Annotated in this window: 19 protein-coding genes; 10 read left to right on the forward strand and 9 right to left on the reverse strand. The window is 69.6% G+C overall.

All coding sequences use genetic code 11. The annotated features are described in order from the left end of the window. Positions 1 to 2: 2 nt before the first annotated feature. Both ACWD10_RS11215 and ACWD10_RS11220 read right to left on the reverse strand, forming a co-directional pair. Positions 3 to 752 (reverse strand): ABC transporter ATP-binding protein, encoded by a 750-nt coding sequence (locus ACWD10_RS11215; protein ID WP_451089383.1) that lies wholly within the window; start codon positions 750 to 752, stop codon positions 3 to 5. Further along, entirely contained in the window at positions 749 to 1255 is a 507-nt protein-coding gene (locus tag ACWD10_RS11220) for a PadR family transcriptional regulator (RefSeq protein ID WP_451089385.1), read from the reverse strand. Before ACWD10_RS11220 ends, ACWD10_RS11215 begins: the two co-directional genes overlap by 4 nt. Positions 1256 to 1435: 180 nt before the next feature. On the opposite strand from ACWD10_RS11220, the gene ACWD10_RS11225 reads away from it, so the two are divergent. From ACWD10_RS11225 to ACWD10_RS11245, 5 genes are all read left to right on the forward strand, one after another. Beyond that, positions 1436 to 2710 (forward strand): ABC transporter substrate-binding protein, encoded by a 1275-nt coding sequence (locus tag ACWD10_RS11225; protein WP_451089387.1) that lies wholly within the window; start codon positions 1436 to 1438, stop codon positions 2708 to 2710. Between the two features lie 242 nt (positions 2711 to 2952). Further along, entirely contained in the window at positions 2953 to 4581 is a 1629-nt protein-coding gene (locus tag ACWD10_RS11230; protein WP_451089685.1) for a glycoside hydrolase family 13 protein, read from the forward strand. Further along, positions 4578 to 5903 carry an ABC transporter substrate-binding protein gene (locus ACWD10_RS11235; RefSeq protein ID WP_451089389.1) on the forward strand — a complete coding sequence of 442 codons (1326 nt, stop codon included), beginning with the start codon at positions 4578 to 4580 and terminating at the stop codon, positions 5901 to 5903. Before ACWD10_RS11230 ends, ACWD10_RS11235 begins: the two co-directional genes overlap by 4 nt. Positions 5904 to 5913: 10 nt before the next feature. After that, the gene (locus ACWD10_RS11240) at positions 5914 to 7299 is read left to right on the forward strand and encodes a carbohydrate ABC transporter permease (RefSeq protein WP_451089391.1); all 1386 of its coding nucleotides are present in this window, start codon (positions 5914 to 5916) and stop codon (positions 7297 to 7299) included. After that, positions 7296 to 8216, forward strand: coding sequence for a carbohydrate ABC transporter permease (locus ACWD10_RS11245; RefSeq protein ID WP_451089393.1), 921 nt, complete (start codon positions 7296 to 7298; stop codon positions 8214 to 8216). Before ACWD10_RS11240 ends, ACWD10_RS11245 begins: the two co-directional genes overlap by 4 nt. Positions 8217 to 8642: 426 nt before the next feature. Here the strand turns inward: ACWD10_RS11245 and ACWD10_RS11250 are convergent, their stop codons facing one another. Then, the gene (locus ACWD10_RS11250; RefSeq protein ID WP_451089395.1) at positions 8643 to 9131 is read right to left on the reverse strand and encodes a hypothetical protein; all 489 of its coding nucleotides are present in this window, start codon (positions 9129 to 9131) and stop codon (positions 8643 to 8645) included. Between the two features lie 220 nt (positions 9132 to 9351). Here ACWD10_RS11250 and ACWD10_RS11255 point away from each other — a divergent pair, with 220 nt between their 5' ends. Then, a complete protein-coding gene (locus tag ACWD10_RS11255; RefSeq protein ID WP_451089397.1) occupies positions 9352 to 10635 on the forward strand; it encodes a PP2C family protein-serine/threonine phosphatase in 1284 nt (427 codons plus the stop codon). A gap of 167 nt (positions 10636 to 10802) precedes the next feature. Continuing rightward, the gene (locus ACWD10_RS11260) at positions 10803 to 13205 is read left to right on the forward strand and encodes a SpoIIE family protein phosphatase (protein WP_451089399.1); all 2403 of its coding nucleotides are present in this window, start codon (positions 10803 to 10805) and stop codon (positions 13203 to 13205) included. Between the two features lie 43 nt (positions 13206 to 13248). On the opposite strand, the gene ACWD10_RS11265 is transcribed toward ACWD10_RS11260, so the two are convergent. Together ACWD10_RS11265 and ACWD10_RS11270 are read right to left on the reverse strand one after the other, a co-directional pair. Next, positions 13249 to 13449: a hypothetical protein gene (locus ACWD10_RS11265; RefSeq protein ID WP_451089401.1), complete on the reverse strand. Its 201-nt coding sequence runs from the start codon at positions 13447 to 13449 to the stop codon at positions 13249 to 13251. Positions 13450 to 14040: 591 nt separating this feature from the next. Then, complete coding sequence (locus ACWD10_RS11270; RefSeq protein WP_451089403.1) at positions 14041 to 16170, reverse strand: endo-beta-N-acetylglucosaminidase; 2130 nt, start codon at positions 16168 to 16170, stop codon at positions 14041 to 14043. Between the two features lie 447 nt (positions 16171 to 16617). Here ACWD10_RS11270 and ACWD10_RS11275 point away from each other — a divergent pair, with 447 nt between their 5' ends. Both ACWD10_RS11275 and ACWD10_RS11280 read left to right on the forward strand, forming a co-directional pair. After that, positions 16618 to 17463, forward strand: coding sequence for an SAM-dependent methyltransferase (locus tag ACWD10_RS11275; RefSeq protein ID WP_451089405.1), 846 nt, complete (start codon positions 16618 to 16620; stop codon positions 17461 to 17463). 367 nt (positions 17464 to 17830) lie between these two features. Further along, the gene (locus tag ACWD10_RS11280; protein WP_451089407.1) at positions 17831 to 18727 is read left to right on the forward strand and encodes an arginase family protein; all 897 of its coding nucleotides are present in this window, start codon (positions 17831 to 17833) and stop codon (positions 18725 to 18727) included. On the opposite strand, the gene ACWD10_RS11285 is transcribed toward ACWD10_RS11280, so the two are convergent. Both ACWD10_RS11285 and ACWD10_RS11290 read right to left on the reverse strand, forming a co-directional pair. Further along, positions 18701 to 19036: a hypothetical protein gene (locus tag ACWD10_RS11285; protein WP_451089409.1), complete on the reverse strand. Its 336-nt coding sequence runs from the start codon at positions 19034 to 19036 to the stop codon at positions 18701 to 18703. The genes ACWD10_RS11280 and ACWD10_RS11285 overlap by 27 nt on opposite strands. Positions 19037 to 19467: 431 nt before the next feature. Beyond that, a complete protein-coding gene (locus ACWD10_RS11290) occupies positions 19468 to 19890 on the reverse strand; it encodes a VOC family protein (protein ID WP_451089411.1) in 423 nt (140 codons plus the stop codon). Between the two features lie 242 nt (positions 19891 to 20132). Here ACWD10_RS11290 and ACWD10_RS11295 point away from each other — a divergent pair, with 242 nt between their 5' ends. Next, positions 20133 to 20900 carry a cutinase family protein gene (locus ACWD10_RS11295; RefSeq protein WP_451089413.1) on the forward strand — a complete coding sequence of 256 codons (768 nt, stop codon included), beginning with the start codon at positions 20133 to 20135 and terminating at the stop codon, positions 20898 to 20900. Positions 20901 to 21031: 131 nt separating this feature from the next. Here the strand turns inward: ACWD10_RS11295 and ACWD10_RS11300 are convergent, their stop codons facing one another. Further along, positions 21032 to 23998 carry an AfsR/SARP family transcriptional regulator gene (locus ACWD10_RS11300; RefSeq protein WP_451089687.1) on the reverse strand — a complete coding sequence of 989 codons (2967 nt, stop codon included), beginning with the start codon at positions 23996 to 23998 and terminating at the stop codon, positions 21032 to 21034. A gap of 201 nt (positions 23999 to 24199) precedes the next feature. Further along, positions 24200 to 25234 carry a 2-hydroxyacid dehydrogenase gene (locus ACWD10_RS11305; RefSeq protein ID WP_451089415.1) on the reverse strand — a complete coding sequence of 345 codons (1035 nt, stop codon included), beginning with the start codon at positions 25232 to 25234 and terminating at the stop codon, positions 24200 to 24202. Positions 25235 to 25264 lie beyond the last annotated feature (30 nt).

Genomic DNA, 25264 nt, shown 5'->3' on the forward strand with positions numbered 1-25264 from the left:
GCTCAGTCCTTCAGTTCGAGCACGGAGGATATGCCCGTCCCCGGCGAGCCCGTGCCGTCGAGCTCCGCGTCGTCGGCTATCCGGCCGTCGTAGAAGCTGATCACCCGGTCCGCGGCGCTGGCGAGGCGCGCGTCATGGGTGACGAGGACGATCGTCTGGCCGCGCTGGTGGAAGCGGGTCAGCAGCCGCATCACCTCGCGGGTGCCCTTGCTGTCGAGACTGCCCGCGGGTTCGTCGGCGAGCAGCAGCCCGGGGTGATTGACCAGCGCCCGTGCCAGGGCAACGCGCTGCTGCTCACCGCCGGACAGCTCGCCCGGCATGCTGCGCGCCTTGCTCTCCAGGCCCAGTTCCGCAAGCAGGCTCTCGCGCTCGGCGCGGGCCCGCTTCGCAGACGTACCGGCGAGCAGCGCGGGCAGCTCGACATTGTCGGCGACGGTCAGGTTCGACACCAGGTTGAAGAACTGGAAGACGATGCCGATGCGCCGACGGCGCTCCACCGCCCAGCGCGCCTCGCTGTAGGAGTCGGTGCACGCGCCGTCCAGCCGGATGCTGCCGCTGTCCGGCCGCTGGAGCCCGCCGAGCAGATGCAGCAGGGTGGACTTCCCGGCGCCGGAGGGTCCCGTGACGGCGACGAACTCTCCCTGCCGTACGGAGAGGTCCACGCCGCGCACGGCATGGACCGGGGCGCCCTCGCCGTGGTGGGTCTTGACGAGGCCCTCGGCGCGCAGAACGGGAGCGGGGGTGTCGCTCATTCCAGCTCCTCCTGACAGCGTTCCAGCCAGTCGAGGTCGGCCTGCAGATGCAGAATGGCGCCCTCGACCAGCAGGTTGGCGATGGGATTGTCCCGGTTTTCGGCCGCGGCCAGCTTCGACAGATTACGCATCGTGTTCAGATACTGACGGCGCTGCTTGTTGATCAGGGTGATCTGGTCGGCGAGCCCGGTCCGGGGAGCGAGGGCCAGCTTCATGAAGAAGTCGTCCCGCACGCGCGATTCGACCGAGGTCTCCTCGAACCAGACCTGCAGCGCTTCCCGTCCCGCATCCGTGAGCCGGTAGACCTTCTTGTTGGGCCGGCTCGACTGAGCGACGTCTTCGCCCTCGATCAGCCCCGACTTCTCCAGGCGGCCCAGAGTCACATAGATCTGGCCGACGTTCGGCTGAGGGTACTCAGGCCCAAGGAGTTGCTCAAGGTCCTGTTTCAGTTCGTAACCGTGGGCGGGGCCGCCCGCGAGAAGAGCCAGGAGGGGCAGCCGCACTCGTGCTCTCCTCCTTTGCGTTGTCTGCGTGCTTGTTACACAGTGATTCCGGCCGCTGGTGGCAGTGTGGTCCGGATCGCCTCTTCGTTATGTCGCGGACCCTAGTATCGCCCATGCCTAACGGGTATACATGGCCCGTCACGCCGAGGGTGCTCGGCGCCGGTGCACAAGGAGGAACCTATGCGGTGGATACGTGCCGCCGGTAGGGGCCTTCTGGTCGCCGCGGTCGTCGTCTCGGGTTACGTGGCAACGGACGCGCCCAGGGGTGGAGCGCGCGACGACGGGCGCGGTCCGATGACCCTGGCCACGGCCGGGGACCTCACGGACTATCTCGGTCCGCTCCTTGCCGACTGGAACCGTACGCATCCCGACGAGAAGGTCACGCTCGTCGAACTGCCCGACTCCGCCGACGAGACCCACGCGCAGATGGTCACCGAACTGCGCTCGGACCGCGGCCGGTTCGACATCCTCAATATCGATGTCGCCTGGACGCCAGAGTTCGCCGCCGCGGGGTGGATCTCCCCTCTCGACCGGGATCGCTTCCCGCTACGGGGCTTCCTGCCGCCGGTCGTGGGCACGGCGACGTACGACGACAAGCTGTACGCCGTCCCGTACGTCACGAACGCCGGGATGCTCTTCTACCGCAAGGACATCCTGGACCGGGAGGGCGAACAGCCCCCGCGCACCTGGCGGGAGTTGGAACGCCAGGCACGCACCATCGCCCCGAAGCACGGGCTCGGCGGGTACGCCGGCCAGTTCCTGCCGTACGAAGGGCTGACCGTCAACGCGGCCGAGGCCGTCTATTCGGCGGGCGGCAGCATCCTCGGCGACGAGGGGCAGCGCGTCACCGTGGACTCCGCCGCCGCCCGCGCCGGGCTCGGCTTCCTGGCGCGTGGCGTGCGCGACGGATGGATCCCGCGCGAGGCGCTGACGTACAAGGAGGAGGAGTCCCGGGAGGCGTTCCAGAACGGCCGTCTGCTCTTCCTGCGCAACTGGCCGTACGCCTACGCGGGGATCTCCGGCAAGGACTCCGAGGTCGCGGGCAAATTCGGCGCCGTACCGCTGCCTGGTGCCGACGGGCCGGGCACGAGTGTGCTCGGTGGCTCGAATCTCGCGGTCAACGCGGATTCCCGGCACCCGGATTCGGCGGCCGACCTGATCGCGTATCTGACCAGCGAACCGGTCCAGCGCAGGGTGCTCACCGAAGGCGCGCAGCCGCCTGTGCTGGCCGCCTTGTACCGAGATGCGGATCTGGTACGGGAGTATCCCTATCTGCCCGCGCTGCGCACGAGTGTGCTCGCGGCCGCGCCGCGCCCCAAGAGCCCGCGCTACGACCAGGTGAGCCTTGCGGTGCAGGCCGTCGCGCACGACGCGATGACGCAGCATCAGTCGCCGGCGGCGGCCGTGCGCAGGCTGGCCGGGGAACTGGCCGCGATTGCGCGTCGCCAGGGCTGAGCCGACCCGCCTAGTTACTTGTTAGGTAGGTGGTGGGCCCATCAAGGGCACCTGAGCCCAGGTCAAATGCGGACATAATCACCCAGCTTTGCGCAGCTTTCCGTTCAATCGTTGACACTCTCTCGTCATGCCTACTTAACATGCATGCATAACGGCGCGGCATCTACTTCTGGCCGCGCGCACCCCTCTTCACGTAGAAAACAGGTCAACGGGTGAAGCACATATGGTGGCGCGACGCGGTGATGTACCAGGTGTACGTCCGTAGCTTTCTGGACAGCACCGGGGACGGCATCGGCGACCTCGCCGGCGTCCGCGCGGGACTGCCGTATCTCAAGAAACTCGGGGTCGACGGCATCTGGCTGAGCCCCTTCTACCCGTCGCCCCAGCACGACCACGGCTACGACGTCGCCGACTACTGCGACGTCGACCCGGTCTTCGGCGACCTCGCCGAATTCGACCGGCTGGTCACCGGCGCACGGCGGCTCGGCATCAAGGTCCTGCTCGACATCGTCCCCAACCACTGCTCCAGCGAACACCCCTGGTTCCGCGAGGCACTTGCCGCGGGGCCCGGCAGCGCGGCCCGCGCCCGCTTCCACTTCACCGAGGGGCGCGGCCCGCACGGCGAGGAGCCACCCAACAACTGGCACGCGATGTTCGGCGGTCCTGCCTGGACCCGGGTCACCGAGCCGGACGGCAGCCCCGGCCAGTGGTACCTGCACATGTTCACGCCCGAACAGCCGGACCTGAACTGGCGCAATCCCGAGGTCGGAGCCCACTTCGACCACGTGCTGCGCTTCTGGCTCGACCGCGGCGTCGACGGCTTCCGCATCGACGTGGCCGCCGGACTCTTCAAGCACCCCGAACTGCCCGACTCGCCGGACCCCGAGGCCGACGCACGCACCCGCGACTCGGTCAACCCGCTGGCCTGGAACCGGCCCGAGGTACACGACGTGTGGCGCCACTGGCGGTCGGTGTGCGAGGAGTACACCGCGCGCGACGGCCGGGAGCGCCTCCTTGTCGGCGAGGTGTCCGTACCGACGGCCCGCGAACACGCCCTGTACGTACGCCCCGACGAACTGCACCAGGCGTTCTTCTTCGACCTGCTCGGCGCCCCCTGGGACGCCGACCAATTCCGCAAGGTCATCTCCGAGGCCATGCAGGACATCGCGGGCACCGGCTCCACCGTCACCTGGGTGCTCAACAACCACGACCAGGTACGTACCGTCACCCGTTACGGCGACCACGGCACCGAGGGCAGCGGCCTCGGCACCGCCCGCGCCCGCGCCGCCGCACTGCTGATGCTGGCGCTGCCCGGCGCCGCGTACCTCTACCAGGGCGAGGAACTGGGCCTGGCCGAGGTGCTCGACCTGCCCGATGAGGTGCTCACCGACCCGATCTTCCGCCGCACCGGAAGCCGGGCGCGGATACGCGACGGCTGCCGGGTGCCGCTGCCGTGGTCGGGCCACGCCTCCCCCTTCGGCTTCAGCACCGACGCCGAGGACGTCAAGCCGTGGCTGCCGCAGCCCGACTGGTTCGCCGAGCACGCCACCGACCGCGCACTCGCCGACACCAGTTCCTTCTGGCACCTCTACCGCGACGGGCTGCACCTGCGCCACAGCCTGCCGCAGCTCGGCGAGGGCACGCTGCGCTGGCTGGAGAGCGCTCCCGGCGTGCTGTCCTTCGTCCGCGGCGACGGCCTGGTCTGCGCCGTCAACTTCGGGACCGCCCCGGTGCCCGCACCGGTCCCCGGAGCCCCCTTGCTGGCCAGCGGCCCCTGCCCGGCCGACCTTCTGCCCGGATCCACCGCCGCCTGGTGGATCAGCGACCACTCCTCCCACAACACCGACGACACGATGGGACTTTCACGATGACGCAAAGAGGCACCACCACCACGCTCGCGTGCTGCACGGCTCTCGTCCTCGCACTCGGCGCGACCGCCTGCGGCGGCCCCGTCACCACCGCAGGCGGCGACAAGCCACTCAACGGCCAGACGATCACAGTCGCCGGTGTCTGGTCGGGCACCGAACAGAAGAACTTCCAGAAGGTGCTCGACGCCTTCACCGAAAAGACCGGCGCCAAGACCCAGTTCGTGCCCACCGGGGACAACGTCTCCACGGTCGTCGGCAGCAAGATCGAGGGCGGCAACGCTCCCGACGTGGTGATGGTGCCGCAGGTCGGCGTACTGCAGCAGTTCGCGAAGAAGGGCTGGCTCGAGCCGCTCTCCCGGACGACCGAGGAGTCGGTCGACACCAACTACGCGAGTGTGTGGAAGGAGTACGGCAGTGTCGGCGGCGACTTCTACGGCCTCTACTTCAAGGCCGCCCACAAGTCGACCGTCTGGTACAGCCCCGACGCCCTCGGCCAGGCCGGCGTCAAGCCCCCGAAGACGTACGCGCAGATGCTGAAGTCCGGGCAGACCGTCGCGGATTCGGGCCTGTCCGCCTTCGCCGTCGCCGGTGAGGACGGCTGGACGCTCACCGACTGGTTCGAGAACATCTACCTCTCCCAGGCGGGCCCCGAGAAGTACGACCAGCTCGCCGCCCACAAGATCAAGTGGACCGACCCCACCGTGGTGAAGGCGCTGACCACCCTCGGCAAGCTCTTCGCCGACAAGCAACTGATCGCCGGAGGCCAGAAGGGCGCCCTGAGCACCGACTTCCCCGGCTCGGTCGAGAAGGTCTTCGGCCCCGAGCCCGAGTCCGCGATGGTGTACGAAGGCGACTTCGTCGCCGGCATAGCCAAGGACCAGTTCGGCAAGAAGGCCGGTGCAGACCTCTCCTTCTTCCCCTTCCCCGCGGTCGAGGGCGGCGAGGCACCCGTGGTCAGCGGCGGTGACGCGGCCGTCGTCCTGAAGGACGGCAAGAACCAGAAGGCCGCCATGAAGTTCCTCGAATACCTGGCGAGCCCCGAATCGGCCGCAGTCTGGGCCGAGGCGGGCGGCTTCCTCTCACCGAACAAGAAGGTCGACCCCGCCGCCTACGGCGACGACACCAGCCGGAAGATCGCCAAGTCGCTGACGGACGCGGGTGATTCGGTCCGGTTCGACATGTCCGACCAGGCCCCGGCCTCCTTCGGCGGCACCAAGGGCACCGGCGAGTGGAAGATCCTCCAGGACTTCCTCCGCGACCCGTCCGACCCGCGCGCCACCGCAGTCCGCCTTGAAGACGCGGCAGCCAAGTCGTACGAAGGCTGAGGCGACCGTCATGACCACGGTCACCGCACCCGGCACCACAGCGGGGCCCGCCACCGCCAAGGGCTCCCCGCCCGACGACAGCAACACGGACCACCGGCGGCGAGCCCGACGCCGACTGCGCATCATCGCCGTGGCGTTCGTGCTGCCCGCGCTCCTCCTGCTCGGCGCCCTCGTCGTCTACCCCGTCATCTTCTCGGTCGGCCGGAGCTTCTTCGACGCCTCGGGCACCCGCTTCGTCGGCGGCGAGAACTACTCCGAGATGTTCCGTGACCCGGCCACACTCACGGCCATCCGCAACAGCACCATCTGGGTGGTCGTCGCTCCGACGCTGCTCACCGGACTCGGACTGATCCTCGCCGTGCTCGTGGAGAAGGTCCGCTGGGCCACCGCGTTCAAGCTGCTCCTTTTCATGCCGATGGCCGTGTCCTTCCTCGCCGCGGGCATCATTTTCCGGCTGGCGTACGAGGAGGACCCCGACAAGGGCGTACTCAACGCGACCGTGGTCGGCGTGCACGACGCCTTCCAGGACGCCTCCTCCTACCCGACCGCCCGCGCCCGTGAAGGGCAGGGCCTGACCAAGGCCGCCAACGGCTCGTACCGCACCGACGAAACGGCCTCCCCGGGCAGTACGGTCAACCTCGGGCTCGTCGGCGTACAGCCCAAGGACCTTCCCGCCGGGGCGAAGAACGCGCTCCCCGGCGCCACCCGGCAGGCGGACCGCGACGAACTGCGCGGAGTCGTCTACCTCGACTTCGCGCCCGGCGGCGGCGGAAAGCAGGGCGCGGTCGACAAGGCCGAGAGCGGACTGCCGCAGATGCGGGTCGAGGCCGTACGGGACGGAAAGACGGTCGCCACCGCCACCACCGCGGCCGACGGCTCCTTCCGTTTCCAGGATCTGGCCCCGGGTTCATACGCCGTGCGGCTGCCGGCGGCGAACTTCGCCGAACCCTACGAGGGCATCTCGTGGCTCGGGCCCGCCCTCGTCACCCCGGCCATCATCGGTGCGTACCTGTGGATCTGGACCGGCTTCGCCATGGTGCTCATCGGCGCCGGGCTCTCCACCCTGCCGCGCGACACGCTGGAAGCGGCCCGGATGGACGGCGCCACCGAGTGGCAGGTCTTCCGCAAGATCACCGTGCCGCTGCTCGCGCCGGTGCTGACCGTGGTGTTCGTGACCCTGGTGATCAACGTGATGAAGGTCTTCGACCTCGTCTACATCATCGCGCCAGGACCGGTGCAGGAGGACGCCACCGTACTGGCCACCCAGATGTGGCTGGTCTCCTTCGGCGGCGGCAACAACCAGGGCCTCGGCAGCGCGCTCGGCGTACTGCTCCTGCTCCTGGTCATCCCCGCCATGGTCTTCAACGTCCGCCGCTTCCGCAGGAGCCAGTCATGAGCGCCACCGCCACCGTCCCCGCGAAGGAGCAAAGGCCCGCCACGGCGGCGCCACCGTCGCCGGTGCGCAAGCAGTCGGCCGGGCGGCTGAGGCGCTGGTTCGGCAACGGCCTGGTCCAGGCGTTCCTCGTCGTCGTCAGCCTCATCTGGGTCACCCCGCTCGCCGGGCTGTTCCTCTCCTCGATGCGTACGACGCAGGACAACTCGGCGAGCGGCTGGTGGACGGCCCTGACCAGCCCGGGACAGCTGTCCTTCGACAACTACTCCACGCTGCTCGGCAACGCGGGCATCACCCAGGCGTTCTGGAACACCGTTCTGATCTCGGTGCCCACCACCACCCTCGTCGTAGTGATCGCCGCACTCGCCGGATACGCCTTCGCCTGGCTGGAGTTCCCGGGCCGGGACTGGCTGTTCCTGCTCGTGGTCGCCCTGCTGGTGGTACCGGTCCAGGTCGGGCTGCTGCCGGTGGCCCAACTCTTCGGCCAACTGGGCCTGTTCGGCACCATCCCGGGAGTGGTGCTCTTCCACGTCGCGTACGGGCTGCCCTTCGCCATCTTCCTGCTGCGCAACTACTTCGCCGAGATACCGCGCGAAATGCTGGAAGCGGCCCGGATGGACGGCGCCACCGAGTGGCGGATCTTCACCCGGCTCATCCTGCCGGTGGGCCGCCCCGCCATCGCCAGCCTGGCGATCTTCCAGTTCCTGTGGGTGTGGAACGACATGCTGGTGGCACTGCTCTTCGCCGACAGCTCCGCGCAGCCGCTCACAGTGGAACTGCAGTCACAGATACGCCAGTTCGGCAGCAACATGGACGTGCTTGCACCCGGGGCGTTCCTCTCGCTGATCGTGCCCGTGGCGGTCTTCTTCGCCTTCCAGCGGCACTTCGTGCAAGGGGTGATGGCAGGCTCGGTCAAGTGACGGGGGTGCGCCCCGGCCCCTGCCCCCGTTCCGGCCCCGGCCCCCGGCGCGGGACCGGGGCCGGGGCCGGGGCGCATCCGTTCCGGGGGCTCAGTCCTTGGCGAGGATCGCCTCGATACGCAGGAGTTCGGCGTCGCTGAACTCCGGCCGGGCGATGGTCTCGACACCGTGGCGCGGCTGCCGGGCGCTGCTCGCTCCGACGACGGCGGACGCCCGCGATCTCCACGGTCAGTGCGCCTTTCCGGATGGCTTCCCAGGAGGTGCGCTGGAGGTCGATCAGATCAGCAGGAAGGTCAGTTGCCACGAGTTCGAATAGCACGACGCGACGCGTTGCTTCTGTTCGACGTGCACCATTCGGCGAGCCGACGAGGAACGGGTGGCTGCGCGCCCTGCGGCAGGGATCAGCAGCAACGTCGCCAGCGCGGCTCAGCTGTGGTGGCAGAAGACGCAGCCGTCCCACATCGGCAGGGCACTGAGGAGCCGATGGCGCACGCAGCACGCGATCGCCGCCTCGCCCGGGCCGGGGAACTCGCCGTCCAGACGCGGTGCGGAGCCGGGTTCGTACGCCTCGACCATGGCGTGGAACTGCCACAGATACTGTTCGGCGTACGGCGGTTCGTAGCCGAGTTCCTCCCACCGGTGCCGCCGCAGGGCGAGCGAAGTAGCCCGCAGCACGAAGTCCTTGGCCCGTGCCTGCTGCTCGATGGTGGATCCCCAGTCGATGTCCTCGAGGCGGAAGCCGACCACGCCGCGGCCCATGACGTTCTGGTCCTGGCGGGTGAGCAGCGCCGCAAACCGGTAGTGCCACGGCTCCTCGGCGAGGTCGGAGACGGCCAGGGTGAGGGTCTCGACGAACACCTCGGTGCCGCCATTTGTCAGATCCAGCTCCATCCCCACGCCGCTGAAGAGGTTCATGCGGCCCACCGTACGAGGGCACGTGGGCAGGATGCTGCGGCACCTGGTGCTGGTGCTGGTGACCGAGCGCTTTAGCTGTCCAGCGGGCGTTGTAGTTGGCCTGCAGTGGCAGCGCAGCCGTTTCCTGATGCACGTAGTGACCAAGCAGAGCGGAGGCGCCGCTGCGAGGAGGGTCGTATGCGCAGGTGCCGAGGGTCTCGTCGCGCGGTAGAACGAAGGTGTGAGGGACGAGGACCCCGCTGATCGGGCGGCACGACTGCAAGGTACGGCGAGACCGCGGATCGACTACCGAGAGCTGTTCGCGGCCACTCCCAGTCCCTACCTGGTCCTGGGCCCGGACCTGGTGATTGTCGATGCCAACGGAGCGTACCGTCGGGCAACCGGCCGCACTCATGAGGACCTGGTCGGGCAGTACATCTTCGACGCCTTTCCCGACAATCCGGAGGACCCCGCCGCCGACGGGGTGCGGAACCTGCACGCCTCCCTGCACCGGGTCCTGCTCTCGAAGGAGCCGGACACGATGGCGGTGCAGAAGTACGACATTCCCGTGGCCGGAAAGCCCGGTGTGTTCGAGGAGCGGTGGTGGTCCCCGATCAACACCCCCGTGCTCGGGCGCGACGGGCAGGTGGCGTGGATCATCCACCGGGTGGAGGACGTGACCCACTTCGTTCTCTCCCGCCCCCGACCGCGAGAAGGCGAGCCGGTCAGCGACATGGAAGCGATGGAGGCCGAGCTGTATGCGCGGGCGCGTGAGCTCCAGCTGCTGAACGAAGAACTGCGCCAAGCTCACGCCCGCGAACGCCAGGTCGCCGTCACCCTGCAGGAGGCCATGCTCAAGACGCCCTACCTGGCCCGGCATCCAGACACCGCGGTGCGCTACCTGCCCGCCACCGGTTCACTGAACGTGTGCGGTGACTGGTACGACATGGTCGATCTGCCCGGAAACGGCTTCGCCGTCGCGGTCGGCGACGTGGTCGGCCACGGCCTGGAGGCCGCCGCGGTCATGGGCATGCTCCACAGCGCACTGTCCGCCGCCGTCCGAGCCGTCGAAGGTCCCGCGAGGGCCCTGGAAGTCCTGGACCTGTGCGCACAGGACGTGGAAGGCGCGCAGACCACTACCGTCGTCCAGGCCATCGTCGACCCCGACACGCACCACATCACCTACAGCAGCGCCGGCCACCTACCCCCCGTCCTGCTCCACCAGGACGGCACCTGCGACCTGCTCGACCAGGCCACCGACCCTCCGCTGGGAACCCGCCTCGGAGACGCCCCCCGCCCCCGGGCCACCGTGGCCTACAGCCCGGGCGACACCTTTGTCCTCTACACCGACGGCCTCGTCGAACGCCGTGGCGAGGACATCGACGCCGGCCTGCAACGCCTCACCGACGCGCTCGCCCGCTACGCCCACCACAGCCCCGAACGCCTCGCCGACACCCTCCTCGCGCACCTCGGCCTCAGCAGCGGCGCCCGCGACGACATCGCCCTGATCGTCCTCCGCCTGTAACCCGACGATCGGTGCCAGATATATCGCTCAGCCGCACGAAAGCGTGACCGAGCGGGCGCGTGCTTGCTGGAGGCGCCGCCAGGCTTCCGCTGAGTGGGCATACCGCGGTTGTGCCTGCCCCGGGAACGGCTGATTCTGTAGGGGATGAACGGGGCTGATGTGGCGCCATGACGGCATGGAACGCGGAGCAAAGCGCTGACTTTCGTGGTCCCCTCGACGTCACCAGGGCGGCCACGGCGGTCGTCGACGCTCAGGACACGGTCATCGGATGGAGCCCCGCGGCGGAGCGACTCCTCGCTTACCAACCGCAGGAAATCGTCGGCCGCCCCCTGGCCACGTTCCTGTCACCCGGCCCGACGCCCCCCGTTCTCCCCCTCCCTCTCCCCTTCCAGGGAAACGAGATCCGCGTCGCCCGGCACCGGGACGGGAGTGAGCTGATCGTGGCCACCGCGGTGTGTCCCCTGCCGGGCGCCGGCACGGCGGCGCGCGTCCTCGTCGTGACGGAGCTGAAGGATCTCCGGCTGTGGGAATCCCGGCTTGCCCTGTTGCACGGACTGGCCACCCAGTCACCCCTCGGCCTGGCCATCTACGACACCGACCTGCGCCTGACCTGGTGCAACGCGGCGTACGAACAGGAGATCGGACAACCGTTCGTCGAGTTCCGTGGCTACCGGGCCGATCAGCTGTACTCCGAGGGAAAATTCGTGACCAAGGGGCATCCGCCCACTCTCGACGCGGTCATGCATCACGTACTGGATACCGGAGAACCATTTCTGGACCTGCACTTCCAGGGCCGGCCGCCCAGCGACCCGGAAACGGACCACGTCTGGTCCTGCGCCTACTACCGGCTCCAGGACGCCGACGGACACGTACTTGGAGTGTGCGAGGACGCATTCGACATCTCCGATCGCTACAAGGCGCAGCGGCGCCTTGCCCTGCTCGTCGAGGCAGGCCGCGGAATCGGAACCGCCCTCGATGTGGTGGTCACCGCCGAGAAGATCGCCGAGGTGGCGGTACCGGAGTTCGCCGCCACGGTCACGGTCGACCTTGCGAGGGCAGTACTGGAAGGCGAGGTGCCGGCCACCAGCGGCTCTGCGGCGATTTCTCTGGTACGGGTCGCCCGCTGCTCGGCCGAGGAAGCCGACCAGGAGAAGCCGGGACAACAGCCTCCTCCCCCTGCCCTCGTGAACCACTCTGCCGTGGAGTACCCGTCTGGTTCGCCGCAGGATCGCAGCCTCTCCTCGGGCGGGCTCGTGCTCGACGACACGACCCTGGTCGTGCCGCTGCGGGCCGGGAACAGCGTGCTGGGACTCGTCACCTTCCTTCGCGGCACCGGTTCGGCCACCTTCGACAGCGGCGAAGTGGCACTGGCCGACGAGTTGGTCGCCCGTACAGCTGTGTCCATCGACAACGCCCGCCGCTTCACCCGTGAGCGCACCGCCTCCCTGGCCCTCCAGCGCCAGTTGCTGCCGCAACACGTGCCGGAGCAGTCAGCGGTCGACCTGGCCTACCGCTACCTGCCCACGGACGACGTGACCGGGGTCGGCGGTGACTGGTTCGACGTCATCCCGCTGTCCGGAACCCGGGTCGGACTCGTCGTCGGGGACGTGGTCGGCCACGGTCTGCAGGCAGCCGCCACCATGGGACGGCTGCGTACGACCGTACGGGCGTTGGCCCAGATGGACTTGGATCCCGTCGAGCTGTTGTCGCGGCTCGACGATCTGGTGGCGCAGTCGGTGGAGGAGCAGTGGGGCGAGCCAGGAATGCCCGACGGCACCTACGCCGATGTGACCACCGGGGCGACCTGTCTCTACGCGGTCTACGACCCGGTCTCGCGGCACTGCGTCATGGCCAGGGCCGGCCACCTGCCGCCGGCCGTCGTCGGCCCGGACGACCGGCCGTCCTTCCCGGACCTGCCGGCTGGTCCGCCCTTGGGCCTCGGCGGCCTGCCGTTCGAGTCGATGGAGATCGAGCTGCCGGTGGGCAGCCTGCTGGCTCTCTTCACCGACGGCCTGGTCGAGGCCCGCGACCGCGACATCGATCACGGGCTCGAGACCCTGGGGCGTGTACTCAGCGACCGGAACGTGTCGCTCGAAGAACTGTGCGACCGGGCCGTGGCGGAACTCCTGCCGGACGGCCCGACGGCGGACGACACCGCCCTGCTACTCGTCCGAACCCGCGAACTCGACACTTCGCAGGTCACTGAATGGGAGCTGCCCGCAGAACCGGTCGCCGCGGGCCATGCCCGGGACCTGGCCACCCAACAGCTGCACCACTGGGGCCTTGAGGAGCTGTCGTTCGCGACCGAGCTCGTCGTCAGCGAGCTGGTAACCAACTCGGTCAGGTACGCCGAAGGACCGATCCAAGTACGCCTCATCCGTGACCGCACCCTCCTGTGCGAGGTCGCGGACAGGGGCCACACCTCACCGCACCTGCGCCACAGCGGCGAGGACGACGAAGGCGGGCGCGGCCTGTTCATCGTCGCGCAACTCGTCCAGAGGTGGGGAACGCGCTACACCCGCTCCGGCAAAACCATTTGGACCGAACAGGCCTTTCCTACGACGGGATGAGACGGTCCGCCCGCACTCGGGTCACCGCCCATCGGGGCCGTGCTCAAAGCGCGACGTACTGGTGTGGCGACCCAACCTCACGTCCGGCGTTCGCGTGGCTGGACCAGCCAGGCAACGTGCCCCAGAAATCCTCGCCCCAGTCCTCGCCGTCAACCCAGTAGAAGTGGGCGAACGACAGGGCGAGGTTGTCCCCGAGATAGGCGAGGTGCCCCTCGGCGGTGACGAACGTGTCCTCCAACGGCACGTCGTCGCCAACTTCGCACCAGCCCAGGCGCCGCATCGCCGATCGGAGACCGCCCAGTCGCCCAACGGCAGTTCCGCCAGGCCGACGATCTGCTCCACCAGACGCGGGGTGATGGAGCATGCGGCGACGTGATCGGCAGGGTCTTCGTCTGTCATGGCAGGACGATATCCGGGCCGTACGCGTGTTTCAGTGCCGGCTCGGCACGGGCGGCGGTGCCGAGTGATGGGCCTTGCTGGGGGCATCGGCGGTTGGTGTGTTCAGATCCGTTTGCCGGGGGCGGCGTGCCGGGACATTCCCCAGGTCGTTTCCGCTGCGGCTGCCCCATTCCTCGCGTGCGCTGCCGTAGTCGGCGGAAGGCAAGGACACCAGGGTCACGCCATTGACGCCCCCGAGGTGGAGAACACCCTCCTCTTCGTCCGGCTCGGGTGCGGGCATCGGTACACCCCACCGACATCTCCGACTCGTTGGGTCATCGGGCAAGGGCGGTGAGAAGGACGCGTTTGCACAGCAGTGGGAGTTTGGCCCGGGACCACCCCGCGTGCGCGACCGCCGTCTCCCGGCGGTGCCGGGAGGTGGCGGGGACCGGGGCCGTCAGGTCCAGCGGACCTGTGTGAGGGCCGGTGCGCTGCGGGAGCCGTCGGGGGCGACCGCGACCAGCTGGAGTGTCGTGGTGTCCTCGTTCCCGGCGCGCTCGAGGGCCTTCACGTAGTACACCTCGTCGTATATCCGGCCGACGGCCTCGTGTCGGCCGTTGGGCAGTTCGCGGTACACGTCGTAGTACCAGACGCCCCGGTCCTGGAACTGCCAGGAGAGGAATACTTCGGCGGTGGTGTCCTGGAGGTGGGCGGCGTCCACGGTGAAGCCCGAGGGGGTCTGCGGGCGGGCGGGGGGCTCGCTGCCGAGGAGGGCGAGTTCGCCGAGGTTCAGCGCGTAGGCGCCCTGGTGGCGGGAGGAGACGCGTATACCGATCGCGGCGATGGTCCGGCCTGCGAAGGCGTCGAGGCTGCGGACGGCCGTGTTCCAGGAACGGCTGGTGGTGTGTCCGACCGGCAGCCAGACAAAGTGTCCCGGGGCGTCGGTGAAGATCAGCCCCACTTGAAGGCCGCTGTCCGCGCCTGCTTGTCCGGTCGTGAAGGTGACGGACAGCCGCTCGGCGCCGGTCACCTTCAGTGCGGTCTTGAACAGCCGCACGGTGGTGGTGTTGTCGGGGCCGAGGTCGCCGGCGATGCGCAGGGAGGACCCGCCGTCGTGGGCGAGGGTGTAGTCGTAGTCGACGGTGAGCGGTCGGCCCTTGCCCTCGCTGCGGGTCCAGAACTGCCAGGTCGGCAGGATGTCCTGGATGCTCGCGTTGTTCCAGTCCCTCTCGCCCGCGCGGCTGCCGTCGAGGAAGAAGGCGCGGCCGTGGCCGGTGTTGAAGCGGGTGACGAACGGGAACGAGCCGATGACCGACCGTTCGGTGATGTACCGGGCGACGCCGTCCCACTTGTTGTGGTTGTCCGCGTCACGCGGCTTGCCGTCGTCCTCGTAGGGCCACGGCACGTACTCGGTGCGGCCGGTGCGGGTCGGGTCCTCGCGGGGGCCGGACCAGTAGCGGCGCTCGCGCTGGAAGACGGCGTCCTGCGCGTCGGGGTCGTCGCGGTCCGGGTAGCGGTCCCAGGCGAAGTGTGAGCCGAACAGCGCCCAGCTGGTACGGGCCGGCTTGCCCTCGGGGAAGATCAGCCGGGTGTCGTAGGGCGGGTTGTAGCCGTACTTCTCGTTCTCCGTGCCGTGGAAGACGGTCTCGTACGGGTCCAGGCCCAGCTTCTCGGCGGTGGTGCGGGAGGTCTGGACCTGCTCGGCGTCCGGTATCCAGTAGTTGGCGAACAGGCTGTTGTTGACCGGGGTGTCGCCGTTCTGGATCCATGGGGCGTTGTGGTCGTTGAGCTGGTTCTGGTAGTCCAGCTTCCCGTTGACCATGATCGTGTCGTACCACTGGATGTGGAAGCCCTCCGGTGCCTGGGCGCGTAGGTACGTGAGCATCTCCATCAGCTTGGCCGCGTCCGCCGGTGCGGTCTCGGCCTCCTGGTTGATGAAGTAGCCGTCGAAGCCGAAGTACTCGGCCATCTCGATCAGCTTGTCCGCCACCGGGAAGCTGCCGTCGGCGCGCTGCTCCAGGTAGTCGGAGAAGGTGCCGGACCGCGGCCAGAACCAACAGCCCAGGCTTTTGGCGCCGTTGCGGTGGGCGGCGTCGGTGTAGGCGGGGTTGGGCAGGTTGATCAGCCCGTGCTCGGGGTTGTCGGTCGGCGAGCCGTCGACGGGCATGCCGTGCCAGGAGCCGTACAGGTCGGTGTACTGCCAGAAGCGGAGCAGGCGGCGGGCGAAGACATCGTTGTACTTGTACGCGGTGAAGAAGGAGTTGTCGTAGTCGTAGCTCAGGTTCATCAGCTGCGGGCCGGTCGCAAGGGCCGGGTTCACCTGGGTCGCGGCGAACGGGGCGATGCGGGTGGCCAGGGGGACGCGCGAGCGGAAGTACGGGGCGTAACGGTCCGTCTGCGGGCTCCAGTTCTTGAGGGAGGCCGCGTTGTAGCCGTGCATGAACGGCTGATGCGGGGCCCGGCCCGGGGCCGGTTCGGCTGCCGCGAATGCCGGCGACGCGGTCAGCCCGGTCAGCCCGGCCGGATTGACGAGTTGGACCGTCACCCCTGCCGCGCCGAGCAGGCCGATGAACGTTCTGCGATCCATGCGTGCATCACTCCTTCACCTGGGCGGGCGGCGTGAGCGCCGCGCGCTGCGGGCCGGGCACGGTCACCGTGGCTGGGCTGTTGCTGTGGCTGATGCTGTCGCCGTGGCTGTGGCTGTGGCTGTGGCACCGGATTCCCCGCCCGCGTCAACACTGGTGCTTCACTTGTCGATTGAGTGCGGCGAACTCGCAGGGCCACAGCCCTCACAACGGGGGTATTCCTCGCAAACTAATGCGCTTTAGTCAAGGCGGTGCCCCGGGGCGTGTTCGGTGTTCCGCCACGGCACCATGGCACCGTGGCGCCACGGTGATCTGCGGTGGTCCGTCCGAGCAGGAAGGCGGGTGTGACGGTTCTTCAACTCCGGTCGCCCCGGGACGACTTCGGGCCCCGGAGCAGTCTAGGTTGGTTTCCGGCCGATCTTGATCACCGCCAGCTACCAGGAGCTCTTGTGTCCGACCGTGACCCCTACCGCGATGCCGGGGACGTACAAGCCCGGATCGACACCAGCAAGCCGCACTCCGCCCGGTTCTGGAACTACTTCGTGGGCGGCAAGGACCACTACGAGGCGGACCGGGAGATCGGCGATCACATCAAGGAAATCTTCCCCGGTCTCGTCGACGTGGCCCGCACCAGCCGCCGGTTCCTCGGCCGCGCGGTGCGGCATCTGGCCGCCGAACGCGGCGTACGGCAGTTCCTGGACATCGGCACCGGTCTGCCCACCGCCGAGAACACGCACGAGGTCGCCCAGCGCACCGCCCCCGACGCCCGGATCGTCTACGTCGACAACGACCCGCTCGTCCTCACGCACGCCCGCGCCCTGCTCACCAGCACGCCCGAGGGGCGCACCGCGTACCTCGACGCCGACTTCTACGACCCTGAGACGGTGCTCGCCCACACCGCCGAGACCCTGGACCTCACCCGGCCCGTCGCCCTGATGATCCTCAACACGCTCGGCCACGTCGACGGTTACGACAGGGCCCGCGACGTGGTGAACCGTCTCATGGCGGGCCTGCCGTCAGGGAGTTACCTGGTCATCAGCGACTCGACGGCCACGAGCCCCGGCATGATCGCGGCTTCGGAGGCGTACAACGCGAGCGGCGCGGTCCCGTACTACGTCCGCAGCGTCGCCGACATCGCCGGCTTCTTCGACGGTCTCGAACTGCTCGAGCCCGGCGTCACGGAGGTGACCCGCTGGCGCCCGCAGGACACCGACACCGCCGACACCACCGACACCACCGACACTGCCGAGGCAACCGCGGTCGACGCGTACGCGGGCGTGGCCCGCAAACCCTGAGACCCCGGCCCGGCGACCCGCAAGCCCTGAGACCTCGGCCCGGGCGGACCACGGACCACCATCCTCGGCGCCGTCCCCGCGGGGGTCCATGCCGCGGTCACCTCGGTTGCCGGACAGCGGAGTTGGGCTCTGGCGGCCCGTCGTCGGGCGCCGTCGTGTGGTGACCCCGTCCTCTGCCTCGACAGGTGTCCGGGCGCCGCATGCGTTCCCGGGGGCGGCCGACGTTCCGGGGGGGGCGGCGCGGTGACCGACGCACCGCCCCCCCATGCCCGTTATGCGGCAGTATGGCCTGTGGTGGTGGAACTCGACCCGGTGGCGCCAGAGATGCATGCCGGGCAGGCGCCGCCCGGCAGGGAAGGGTTGAGGCGTGCAGGAACTGGCGATCATCGAGGCACCGTCCGTGCTGGGGCTGCGGCCTTCCGGCGTCCAGGACTCGCCGAGGGCCCTGCTCGATGCCGGTCTGCTGCTCCACCCCGGGGCGATGCGGGCCGGCCGGGTCGAAGCACCGGCGTACGACCCGAGGCGGGATGCCGATACCGGGATCCTGAACCCCACCGGTATCGCGGAATACTCGGTCCGACTGGCCGACGCGGTCGGCAGCGCCCTGGACGCCGACCGCTTCCCCGTAGTCCTCGGCGGCGACTGCAGCGTCCTGCTCGGCAACCTCCTCGCCCTGCGACGCCGCGGACGCTACTGCCTGCTGTTCCTCGACGGCCACACCGACTTCTACCAGCCGTCCGCGGAGCCGACCGGCGAAGCAGCCTCCATGGAACTCGCCCTGGCTACGGGCCGTGGCCCGCGGCTGCTCGCTGACCTCGAAGGGCGCGGCCCCCTGGTCCGGGACGAAGATGTTGTCGCTTTCGGGTTCCGCGACTCGGTCGAGTCCGCCGAAGCCGGAATGCAGCCTCTGCCGCCGCAGATGCACGCCGTCGACCTCGACGCCGTGCATGCGGCCGGAGCCGCCACGGCAGCGCGCCACGCGGTCGACCGGCTCACCGGCTGCGACAGCGCCGGGTACTGGGTCCACCTCGACGTCGATGTCCTGGACGACGCGATCATGCCTGCCGTCGACTACCGCCTCCCCAGAGGGCTGTCCTGGTCAGAACTGGAAAGCGTCCTGCGGACAGCACTGGTCAACTCACAAGCGGTCGGCCTCGATGTCACGATCTTCAACCCCCGACTCGACCCGGACGGAAGGATCGCAGCCCGCCTCGCCCAGTGCCTAGGCCGAGGGCTGTCAGCACGGACCGGCCATGGAACCTGAGCCAGAGCACACACCGGGCGCAGGGGCAGGCACGGCCGCGGTCGCCCATCTCCGAGTTCGCAGATGGGTGGCCGCCCGTTCCATGTCGTTCTCGGCCGCAGTCTGTTGGGCGCGCGCTGCGGCGAACAGGCCCGGTCCGGCGAGGGCCTCGATGGCGATGTGGACCACGACGAACCAGTCCTCGTCCAGGCCGCCGAGGAAGCTCTGCAGCCGGGCGACGTTGCCGAGTTCGACGGGGCGCGCGGGGTCGAGGCGGCGCCAGTTGACCAGGACATGGGACGCGTAGGAGAGCACCGGCGGACGCCCCACCGCGCGGGCGGAAGGAAGCCTGTGGCTGGGTCGACCTGGTGCTCCCGTAACAGCCGGTCGGCGGCTCCTCGTTCTGTCGCTGCTTCCGCGTCCGTTGCCATGCGGGCTCCCTGGGGCGGCTCGGCGATTGCGTCGTGTCGGTGTGTGCCGTACCAGGACACAGTGCAGCACCACGGCATCACGTCGGAAGAGGGCCTGGATTTCCAGCAGCAACGCAGACCATGAGGCGGCATCGGGGGAATCCGCGCCATGAGCCAGGGTGATGTCGTCCCGTTTGCGCCGCGGTCGGCAGCCGACAGGACAGGTCCTTCAGCTCAGCGGTTCAACTCGGCCTGGGGCGGGAGTTCACCATCGCGATGCTCGGCCACGAGATGTCGCCAAGTACTGGTGGCCGCGGCTGCTGGAGCGTGTGTGGAGAGTCGGGAATGCCGTTAGCCAGTGGTTGGTGGTGGCGCTGAGGTGCGGGGACGATGGGCTCGAACGTCCACAGGGCGGCCATCGGGATCGCGAGCTGTCATCGTCCACTGGGTGGGCAATGTTTCGATCTGTCCCACCGGCCACCCGGCGCCCAGGATTTGTTCGCGAACCTCACACAGCTGCGCGTATGTTCGCACGCGCAGTCCCCATCCCGCCCGGCTCAGAGGGTCGAGATCAGTGGTGGGGGCGGCAGCGGTTTCGACGATCACGAGGTGGTCGTTCCCGCCGACATCGATGACTGCGATCCGGGGATCAGAAAGGGTTGCAGCGCGCTCGAACGCGAGCGCTGCGCCGAGCAACTCCGTGTAGTACGTCACGAGCCGGTCGAGGTCGGTCGTGGAGAGAGTCAGATGGTTGATTCCGAGGAGATCGGGCATGGTCAGCCAACTGTAGTGCAGCCGCTGGTCGGCACCTGGGTCTTGAGACCGCCACGTGCCGCGACTCCCCTCCCCCGGTGCGGCGCTGCCCCCACCAGCGGATTCATCAACATTTCATCGCCATGGCAACAGCCGTCCCTAGCGTCTGGGTTCGTGCCTTGCAGGGCACGTCCACACTCCAAGGGGGAGATCAAGCAATGTCGATGGCTAGCAGGACGGCACGGGCTCTTGGGACCGTGGCCATGACGGCAGCGCTGGCGGTCGGTACCGCCGTCGCGTTCCCCGGCGCCGCACAGGCGGCCGACGAGGATCGCTACTACATCGAGATCGGCGGCACGGGGGCCACGCCGCCCGCACCTCACTGCACCTACTCCTACGACGCGGCGAACGAGGCGCACCAACTCGGCGATCGCGCCATCACGGTGTGCTACCCGGCCTCGGTCGGCCCGTTCATCGGCCCCACCGGACCACTGGTCGACGACAAGGGGCTGCACCCCGAGGCCCTCACCGCGCCGACCTACGATGCCAGCGTGCAGCAGGGCATCCAGGAGGCGTTGCGGGTGGCGGAGGAAACCCACCGCGCCCACCCGGAGGCGCAGCTCACCATCGCCGGCTTCTCGCAGGGGGCGCAGGTCGCGGACGAGGTTCTGCAGAAGATCGCTCGCGGCGAGACCGGCATTCCGGCTGCGCAGGTCACCGGCAAGCTGTACGCCGACCCGATGCAGCCCGGCACCGGCCTCGGGGCCCAGGTGCCGAGGGGCCTTGGCATTCCCGGGTTCTTCACCTCTCCCGGCGCCGGTCCGGATGACTTCAACGGCATCCCGGTCACGCGGTACTGCATCAACGGCGACCCCGTCTGTGACGCGGCCGTCCAGAACGCGCCCGGCTATTTCAGCCTGCACGGGAATTACGCGCATGACGGCAACGTCATCGAGCAGACCCTGACCGAGGACAGCGGCAACGGGATCCAGTGGAGGGACGCTGCCGGGAACCCGGCACGGCGTCCCTGACCGGTGAGCGACAACCCCTGACCCCCTGACCGGTGGGAGTTCAGCGGCCCGGCCGATCGCGTTGCGGCGGCCGGGCCCACTCCTGCCGGGCCGTCGGCCATAGCTCTGCACGGCGGCGGCAGCGGCAGCGGCTACGCGTCCTCCGCGCCGGGGCGTCCTCGGCGGCCCAGGTCGTCCAGTACGCGGGAGATGCGCGCCCGCTTGGCCTCCGTGTCGGGCAGGGCGGTGGAGCGTTCGAAGAAGTCGCGTGCCCCGGCCAGGTCCTCCGCCGCGGCGCCGTACCAGACCAGCTGATGGCGGATCGCGATCTCCGACTCGGTGCCGGTCTGCTCGTCGAGGATCGCTCGCGATCGGCGGCGGAGGTCGGCGGCCGCCGTCGCGTTGCCGAGGCTCGCTTCCGCGGTGGCGAGGCGGGCGAGGACGGCGGCGCGCAGGGGGACGTCGCCGAGACGTCGGGCCAGGTCCTCGGCCTTGCCAAGGGCCCCGACGGCGTCGGCGTACCGGCCCAGGTCGAGTTGGAGCCCGCCGAGGCGGAGCAGTGTCTTGCCGAGGAGCCGGGGGCTGCCGCCCTTCTCGGCGAGGGCGATCGCGTCGGTGTAGCGCTCGTACGCCTTGTCGTGCTCTCCGAGCTGGTGGTGGATGTCGCCGACGCGGGTCATGACCGAGCCCATGAGCCAGTTGTCGTGCTCCAACTCCATGACAAGGCGGGCGACTTCGGCGAAATGGGTCATCGACTCGGCGGTATGTCCCGCCAGGTTGGCGAACGTCCCGAGACCTGCGGCGGCCCTGGCCTGCTCGTGCGGGTCGCCGGCCCGGCGGCTGATGTCCAGCGCTTCCGTGAACCAGGTACGGGCCTGCTGGTAGCGGCCCTGCAGGCCGTACATGATGCCCAGGCCGGTGCGCAGCCCGGAGACGAGGCGCCGTTCGGGGACCCGGTCGGCGACGGGCAGGACCGTTTCCAGGGCCGTGCGGCACTCGTGGAACCGGCCTTGCCGGGTGAGGTAGTCGACCAGGCCCTCGGCGATCCGGCAGGCGTCGTCCGGATGGCCCGTGGCGACCGCCCGGCCGATCACGTCGACGAGTTCGCCGCCTGCCGCGTCCAGCCAGGCCGTGGCGTCTTCCCAGTCCGTGAACGGGCCGGTGTCCTGCCCGCCGGTCAGCGGGAGCGAGGTGCCCCAGTCGCTGGCGCAGCGGGCGGCGGTCACGTACAGCCGGAACACGCCGCTCCGGGCGGCCGCGACCTCGTCGGGGGACCCGGCGGCGAGGCGGCGGGCGTAGACCGCCATCAGGTCGTGCAACCGGTAGCGGTCGGCGGTCACTTGCTGCACCAGACTCGCGTCGGCCAGGCCCGCCAGGGCCTGCTCGGCCTGGGGCGGCGTGCGGCCGAGCATCGCGGCAAGCGCGAGGCGGTCGACGTGCACGGTGGGCGCCAGGCCCAGGGCGCGGAACGCTCGCTGCTGTTCGGGCGGGAGCTGGTGGTAGGAGATCTGGAACGCGACTTCGACGCTGCGGTCCTCCACGGCGAGCTCGTCGAGTCGGCGCTCGTCGTCGGCAAGGCGCGCCGCCAGCGCTTCCACCGCCCACAACGGGCGGTCCTGTATCCGCGCCCCGACGATCCGCAGCGCCAGCGGAAGACGATCGCACAGCGTGGCCAGTTCGCGTACGGCCGCCTGCTCGCGGGCGGATCCCTCGCCGCCGACGATACGGGTGAGCAGTCCCGCCGCCGCGTCGATGCCGAGCGGGGTCAGCGAGATCCTGCGGTCCGCGTCCAGGCCCGTCAGGCGCCCGCGGCTCGTCACCAGGACCAGGCTGCCGGAACCCGCGGGCAGCAGGGGCCGCACCTGCTCGGCGCCGGAGGCGTCGTCGAGCACGAGGAGCAGCCGGAGGGAGGCAGTCGCCGCCCGCCAGGACGCGGCCAACTCGTCCAGGTCCTCGAAGTCTTCGCCCTCGGGTGCGCCCACCGCCCGCAGCAACCGGCGCAGTACGCGTTGCTGCCCCATCGCCTCGGCGGCCTCCCGGTGCCCGTGCAGCTGCGCGAACAGGCACCCGTCGGGGTACTCGTCCGCGAGCGCCCGCCCCGCGCGCACCACCAGGGCGGTCTTCCCGACGCCGGCCATTCCGTCCACCGCCCGCACCGCGACCGCCCGCGGGTCGGTGGGCGCGACGAGCAGTTCGAGCTCTCGGTCCCGGCCCGTGAAGTTGCCGATGTCGACGGGGAGTTCCTGGCGCCTGCGGCGCTCGCGGGGCGGTGTCTCGGGCGGTGGGTCCGTGCGTTGCGGCGGCGTACGGTCCTGTCGTACGGCGATGCCGAGGAACGCGTCGTCGCCGCGGAGCACCGCCTCGTGCACACGCCGCAGTTCCGCACCGGGCTCCACTCCTTGCCCGCCCACCAGGCGGCGACGGACCGTGGTGTAGACGTCCAGGGCGTCGGCCTGCCGGTTGCCGGCGTAGAGGGCACGCATGAGCAGGGCGGCCAGCGCCTCGTTGAAAGGGTGGGTCGCCGTCAGGGAGAACAGTTCACCCACGGCTTCGGCGTGCCGTCCCAACCGGAGCTGGCAATCGGCCTTTCCCTGCACCAGTACGAGGCGGTGCTCCGTCAGCCGCAGCCGTTCCCCCTCCGCGAAGGGCCCGGGGAGCCCGGCCAGGGGCTCACCGCGGAACAGTGCGAGGGCCTCGGACCACGCGTCCACCGCGGCGTCCAGGTCCCCGGAGTCCCTCGCCGACCGTCCCTGCGCGACGAGTTCCTCGCAGCGCAGCACGTCCACGCGCGCGTTCCGCGGGTCGAAGCGGTACCCGCCGCGGACGGTGACGATCACCGAGTCCGCGGTGCTCTGCCGGAGCGCGTCCAGGCGTCTGCGTAACCGGTGCACATAGACCGGGATCACCTTGGCGCCCGTGCCGGGGAGCTCCGGACCCCAGACGCCGTCGAGCAGTTCCTGTCGGCTGACCGTTCTGCCCGGCCGGAGCAACAACGCGGTCAGCAGGGCCTGTTCACGTACCGGCCCCAGCTCCACGGGCGCGTCGCCGCGCCAGGCCTGGAGTGGACCGAGCAGAGCGAATCGAAGGTGCTGCTTTGCATCTGTGGATAACTCGCGCATGATCGGCACGCGGGGAGTCTATTAAGGCTCCGGTCCCCCGCGACGGCCATCACAAGATCCGCCCCTCCCGTGAACGACGGCGCCACACCGCCGCGAGGAACGCGCCCTCCCCACACTCCTTCACGCGCCCCGCCTCTTCACGGCGGTCTTCATCGACTCCGCCTCCCCCTCCCCCTCCGGCCCCGCCGCCGGGCCCAAGCGTCACGCCGCGGGCCGGGCTTGGTGCTTCAGGGGTTCTCCGCGCAGGTAGCGGCCGACTTCCGCGGCGACGATGCGCGCGGCCTTGTGTGCGACTTGCTGGCTTCCTCCGGCGATGTGGGGGGTGTGGACGATGCCGGGCGTGGTCAGAAGGCGGGAGCCCGGCGGGACCGGCTCTTCGGGGTAGACGTCGAAGGCCGCGCCGCGCAGGTGTCCGGCTTCCAGTGCGTCGCAGACCGCGTCGTAGTCGAGGAGCGCGCCACGTGCGCAGTTGACGAGCACCGACCCGGTCGGCATCGACGCGATCTCGTCGCGCCCGATCATGCCGGTGGTCTCCTCGGTGACGCGGGCGTGCAGGGAGACGATGCGGGAGCGGGTCAACAGCTCCTTCAGCGTGACGTGTTCGGCGATGTCCCCCAGAGTCTGCGGGGTTACGTAGGGGTCGTACACCAGGACGTGGGCGCCCATGGCTTTCAGGACGGTGGCGACGCGGCTGCCGATGGCTCCGTAGCCGACCAGGCCGACGGTGCTGCCTTCGATTTCGATGCCGCACTTGTCGTAGTCGTAGTAGTCGCCGCGCCAGTGCCCGTTGTGGAGTTCTGTGTGGGTGTCGGCGACGCCGCGGGCCGCGGCGAGGAGCAGGGTGAGGGTGTGTTCGGCGGTGGCGGTGGCGTTGCGGCCCGGTGCGTAGCACACCGCGACGCCGTGCCGGGCGGCGGCGTCGAGGTTGGCGTTGACGGGCCCGCCGCGGCTGACGCAGAACAGTTCCAGGTCGGGGCAGTTGTTCAGGATGCGTTCGGTGAGCGGGGCGAGCTGGGTGACGCAGATCTTCACGCCTTGGAGCGCTTCGATCATCTGGTCTTCGGTGCCGGACGCTTCGACGACCTCGGCCACGCGGCCGAACGGAGTGTGCGGCCAAGGGAGTTGAATTTCGCGGATGTCGAGGTCGAGGGCGTGCGGTGCGGCATCGGTGACCGCCTGGGTCAACAGGCCGGGGAGGACGAAGTGGTCGCCGGCGGCCAGGACGGAGGTGCTCATCAAGGGTTCCTTGGTTGGTCAGTTGGTTGG

Source organism: Streptomyces sp. NPDC002851 (assembly GCF_053591935.1).

Excerpts from the sequence above, each read along its gene's own strand:
- ACWD10_RS11215 (WP_451089383.1), bottom strand. The coding sequence starts at position 752 with ATGAGCGACACCCCCGCTCCCGTTCTGCGCGCCGAGGGCCTCGTCAAG.
- ACWD10_RS11295 (WP_451089413.1), top strand. The coding sequence starts at position 20,133 with ATGACGGCAGCGCTGGCGGTCGGTACCGCCGTCGCGTTCCCCGGCGCC.
- ACWD10_RS11240 (WP_451089391.1), top strand. The coding sequence starts at position 5,914 with ATGACCACGGTCACCGCACCCGGCACCACAGCGGGGCCCGCCACCGCC.
- ACWD10_RS11230 (WP_451089685.1), top strand. The coding sequence starts at position 2,953 with ATGTACCAGGTGTACGTCCGTAGCTTTCTGGACAGCACCGGGGACGGC.
- ACWD10_RS11305 (WP_451089415.1), bottom strand. The coding sequence starts at position 25,234 with ATGAGCACCTCCGTCCTGGCCGCCGGCGACCACTTCGTCCTCCCCGGC.
- ACWD10_RS11290 (WP_451089411.1), bottom strand. The coding sequence starts at position 19,890 with ATGCCCGATCTCCTCGGAATCAACCATCTGACTCTCTCCACGACCGAC.
- ACWD10_RS11225 (WP_451089387.1), top strand. The coding sequence starts at position 1,436 with ATGCGGTGGATACGTGCCGCCGGTAGGGGCCTTCTGGTCGCCGCGGTC.
- ACWD10_RS11245 (WP_451089393.1), top strand. The coding sequence starts at position 7,296 with ATGAGCGCCACCGCCACCGTCCCCGCGAAGGAGCAAAGGCCCGCCACG.
- ACWD10_RS11300 (WP_451089687.1), bottom strand. The coding sequence starts at position 23,998 with ATGCGCGAGTTATCCACAGATGCAAAGCAGCACCTTCGATTCGCTCTG.
- ACWD10_RS11235 (WP_451089389.1), top strand. The coding sequence starts at position 4,578 with ATGACGCAAAGAGGCACCACCACCACGCTCGCGTGCTGCACGGCTCTC.
- ACWD10_RS11260 (WP_451089399.1), top strand. The coding sequence starts at position 10,803 with ATGACGGCATGGAACGCGGAGCAAAGCGCTGACTTTCGTGGTCCCCTC.
- ACWD10_RS11270 (WP_451089403.1), bottom strand. The coding sequence starts at position 16,170 with ATGGATCGCAGAACGTTCATCGGCCTGCTCGGCGCGGCAGGGGTGACG.
- ACWD10_RS11250 (WP_451089395.1), bottom strand. The coding sequence starts at position 9,131 with ATGAACCTCTTCAGCGGCGTGGGGATGGAGCTGGATCTGACAAATGGC.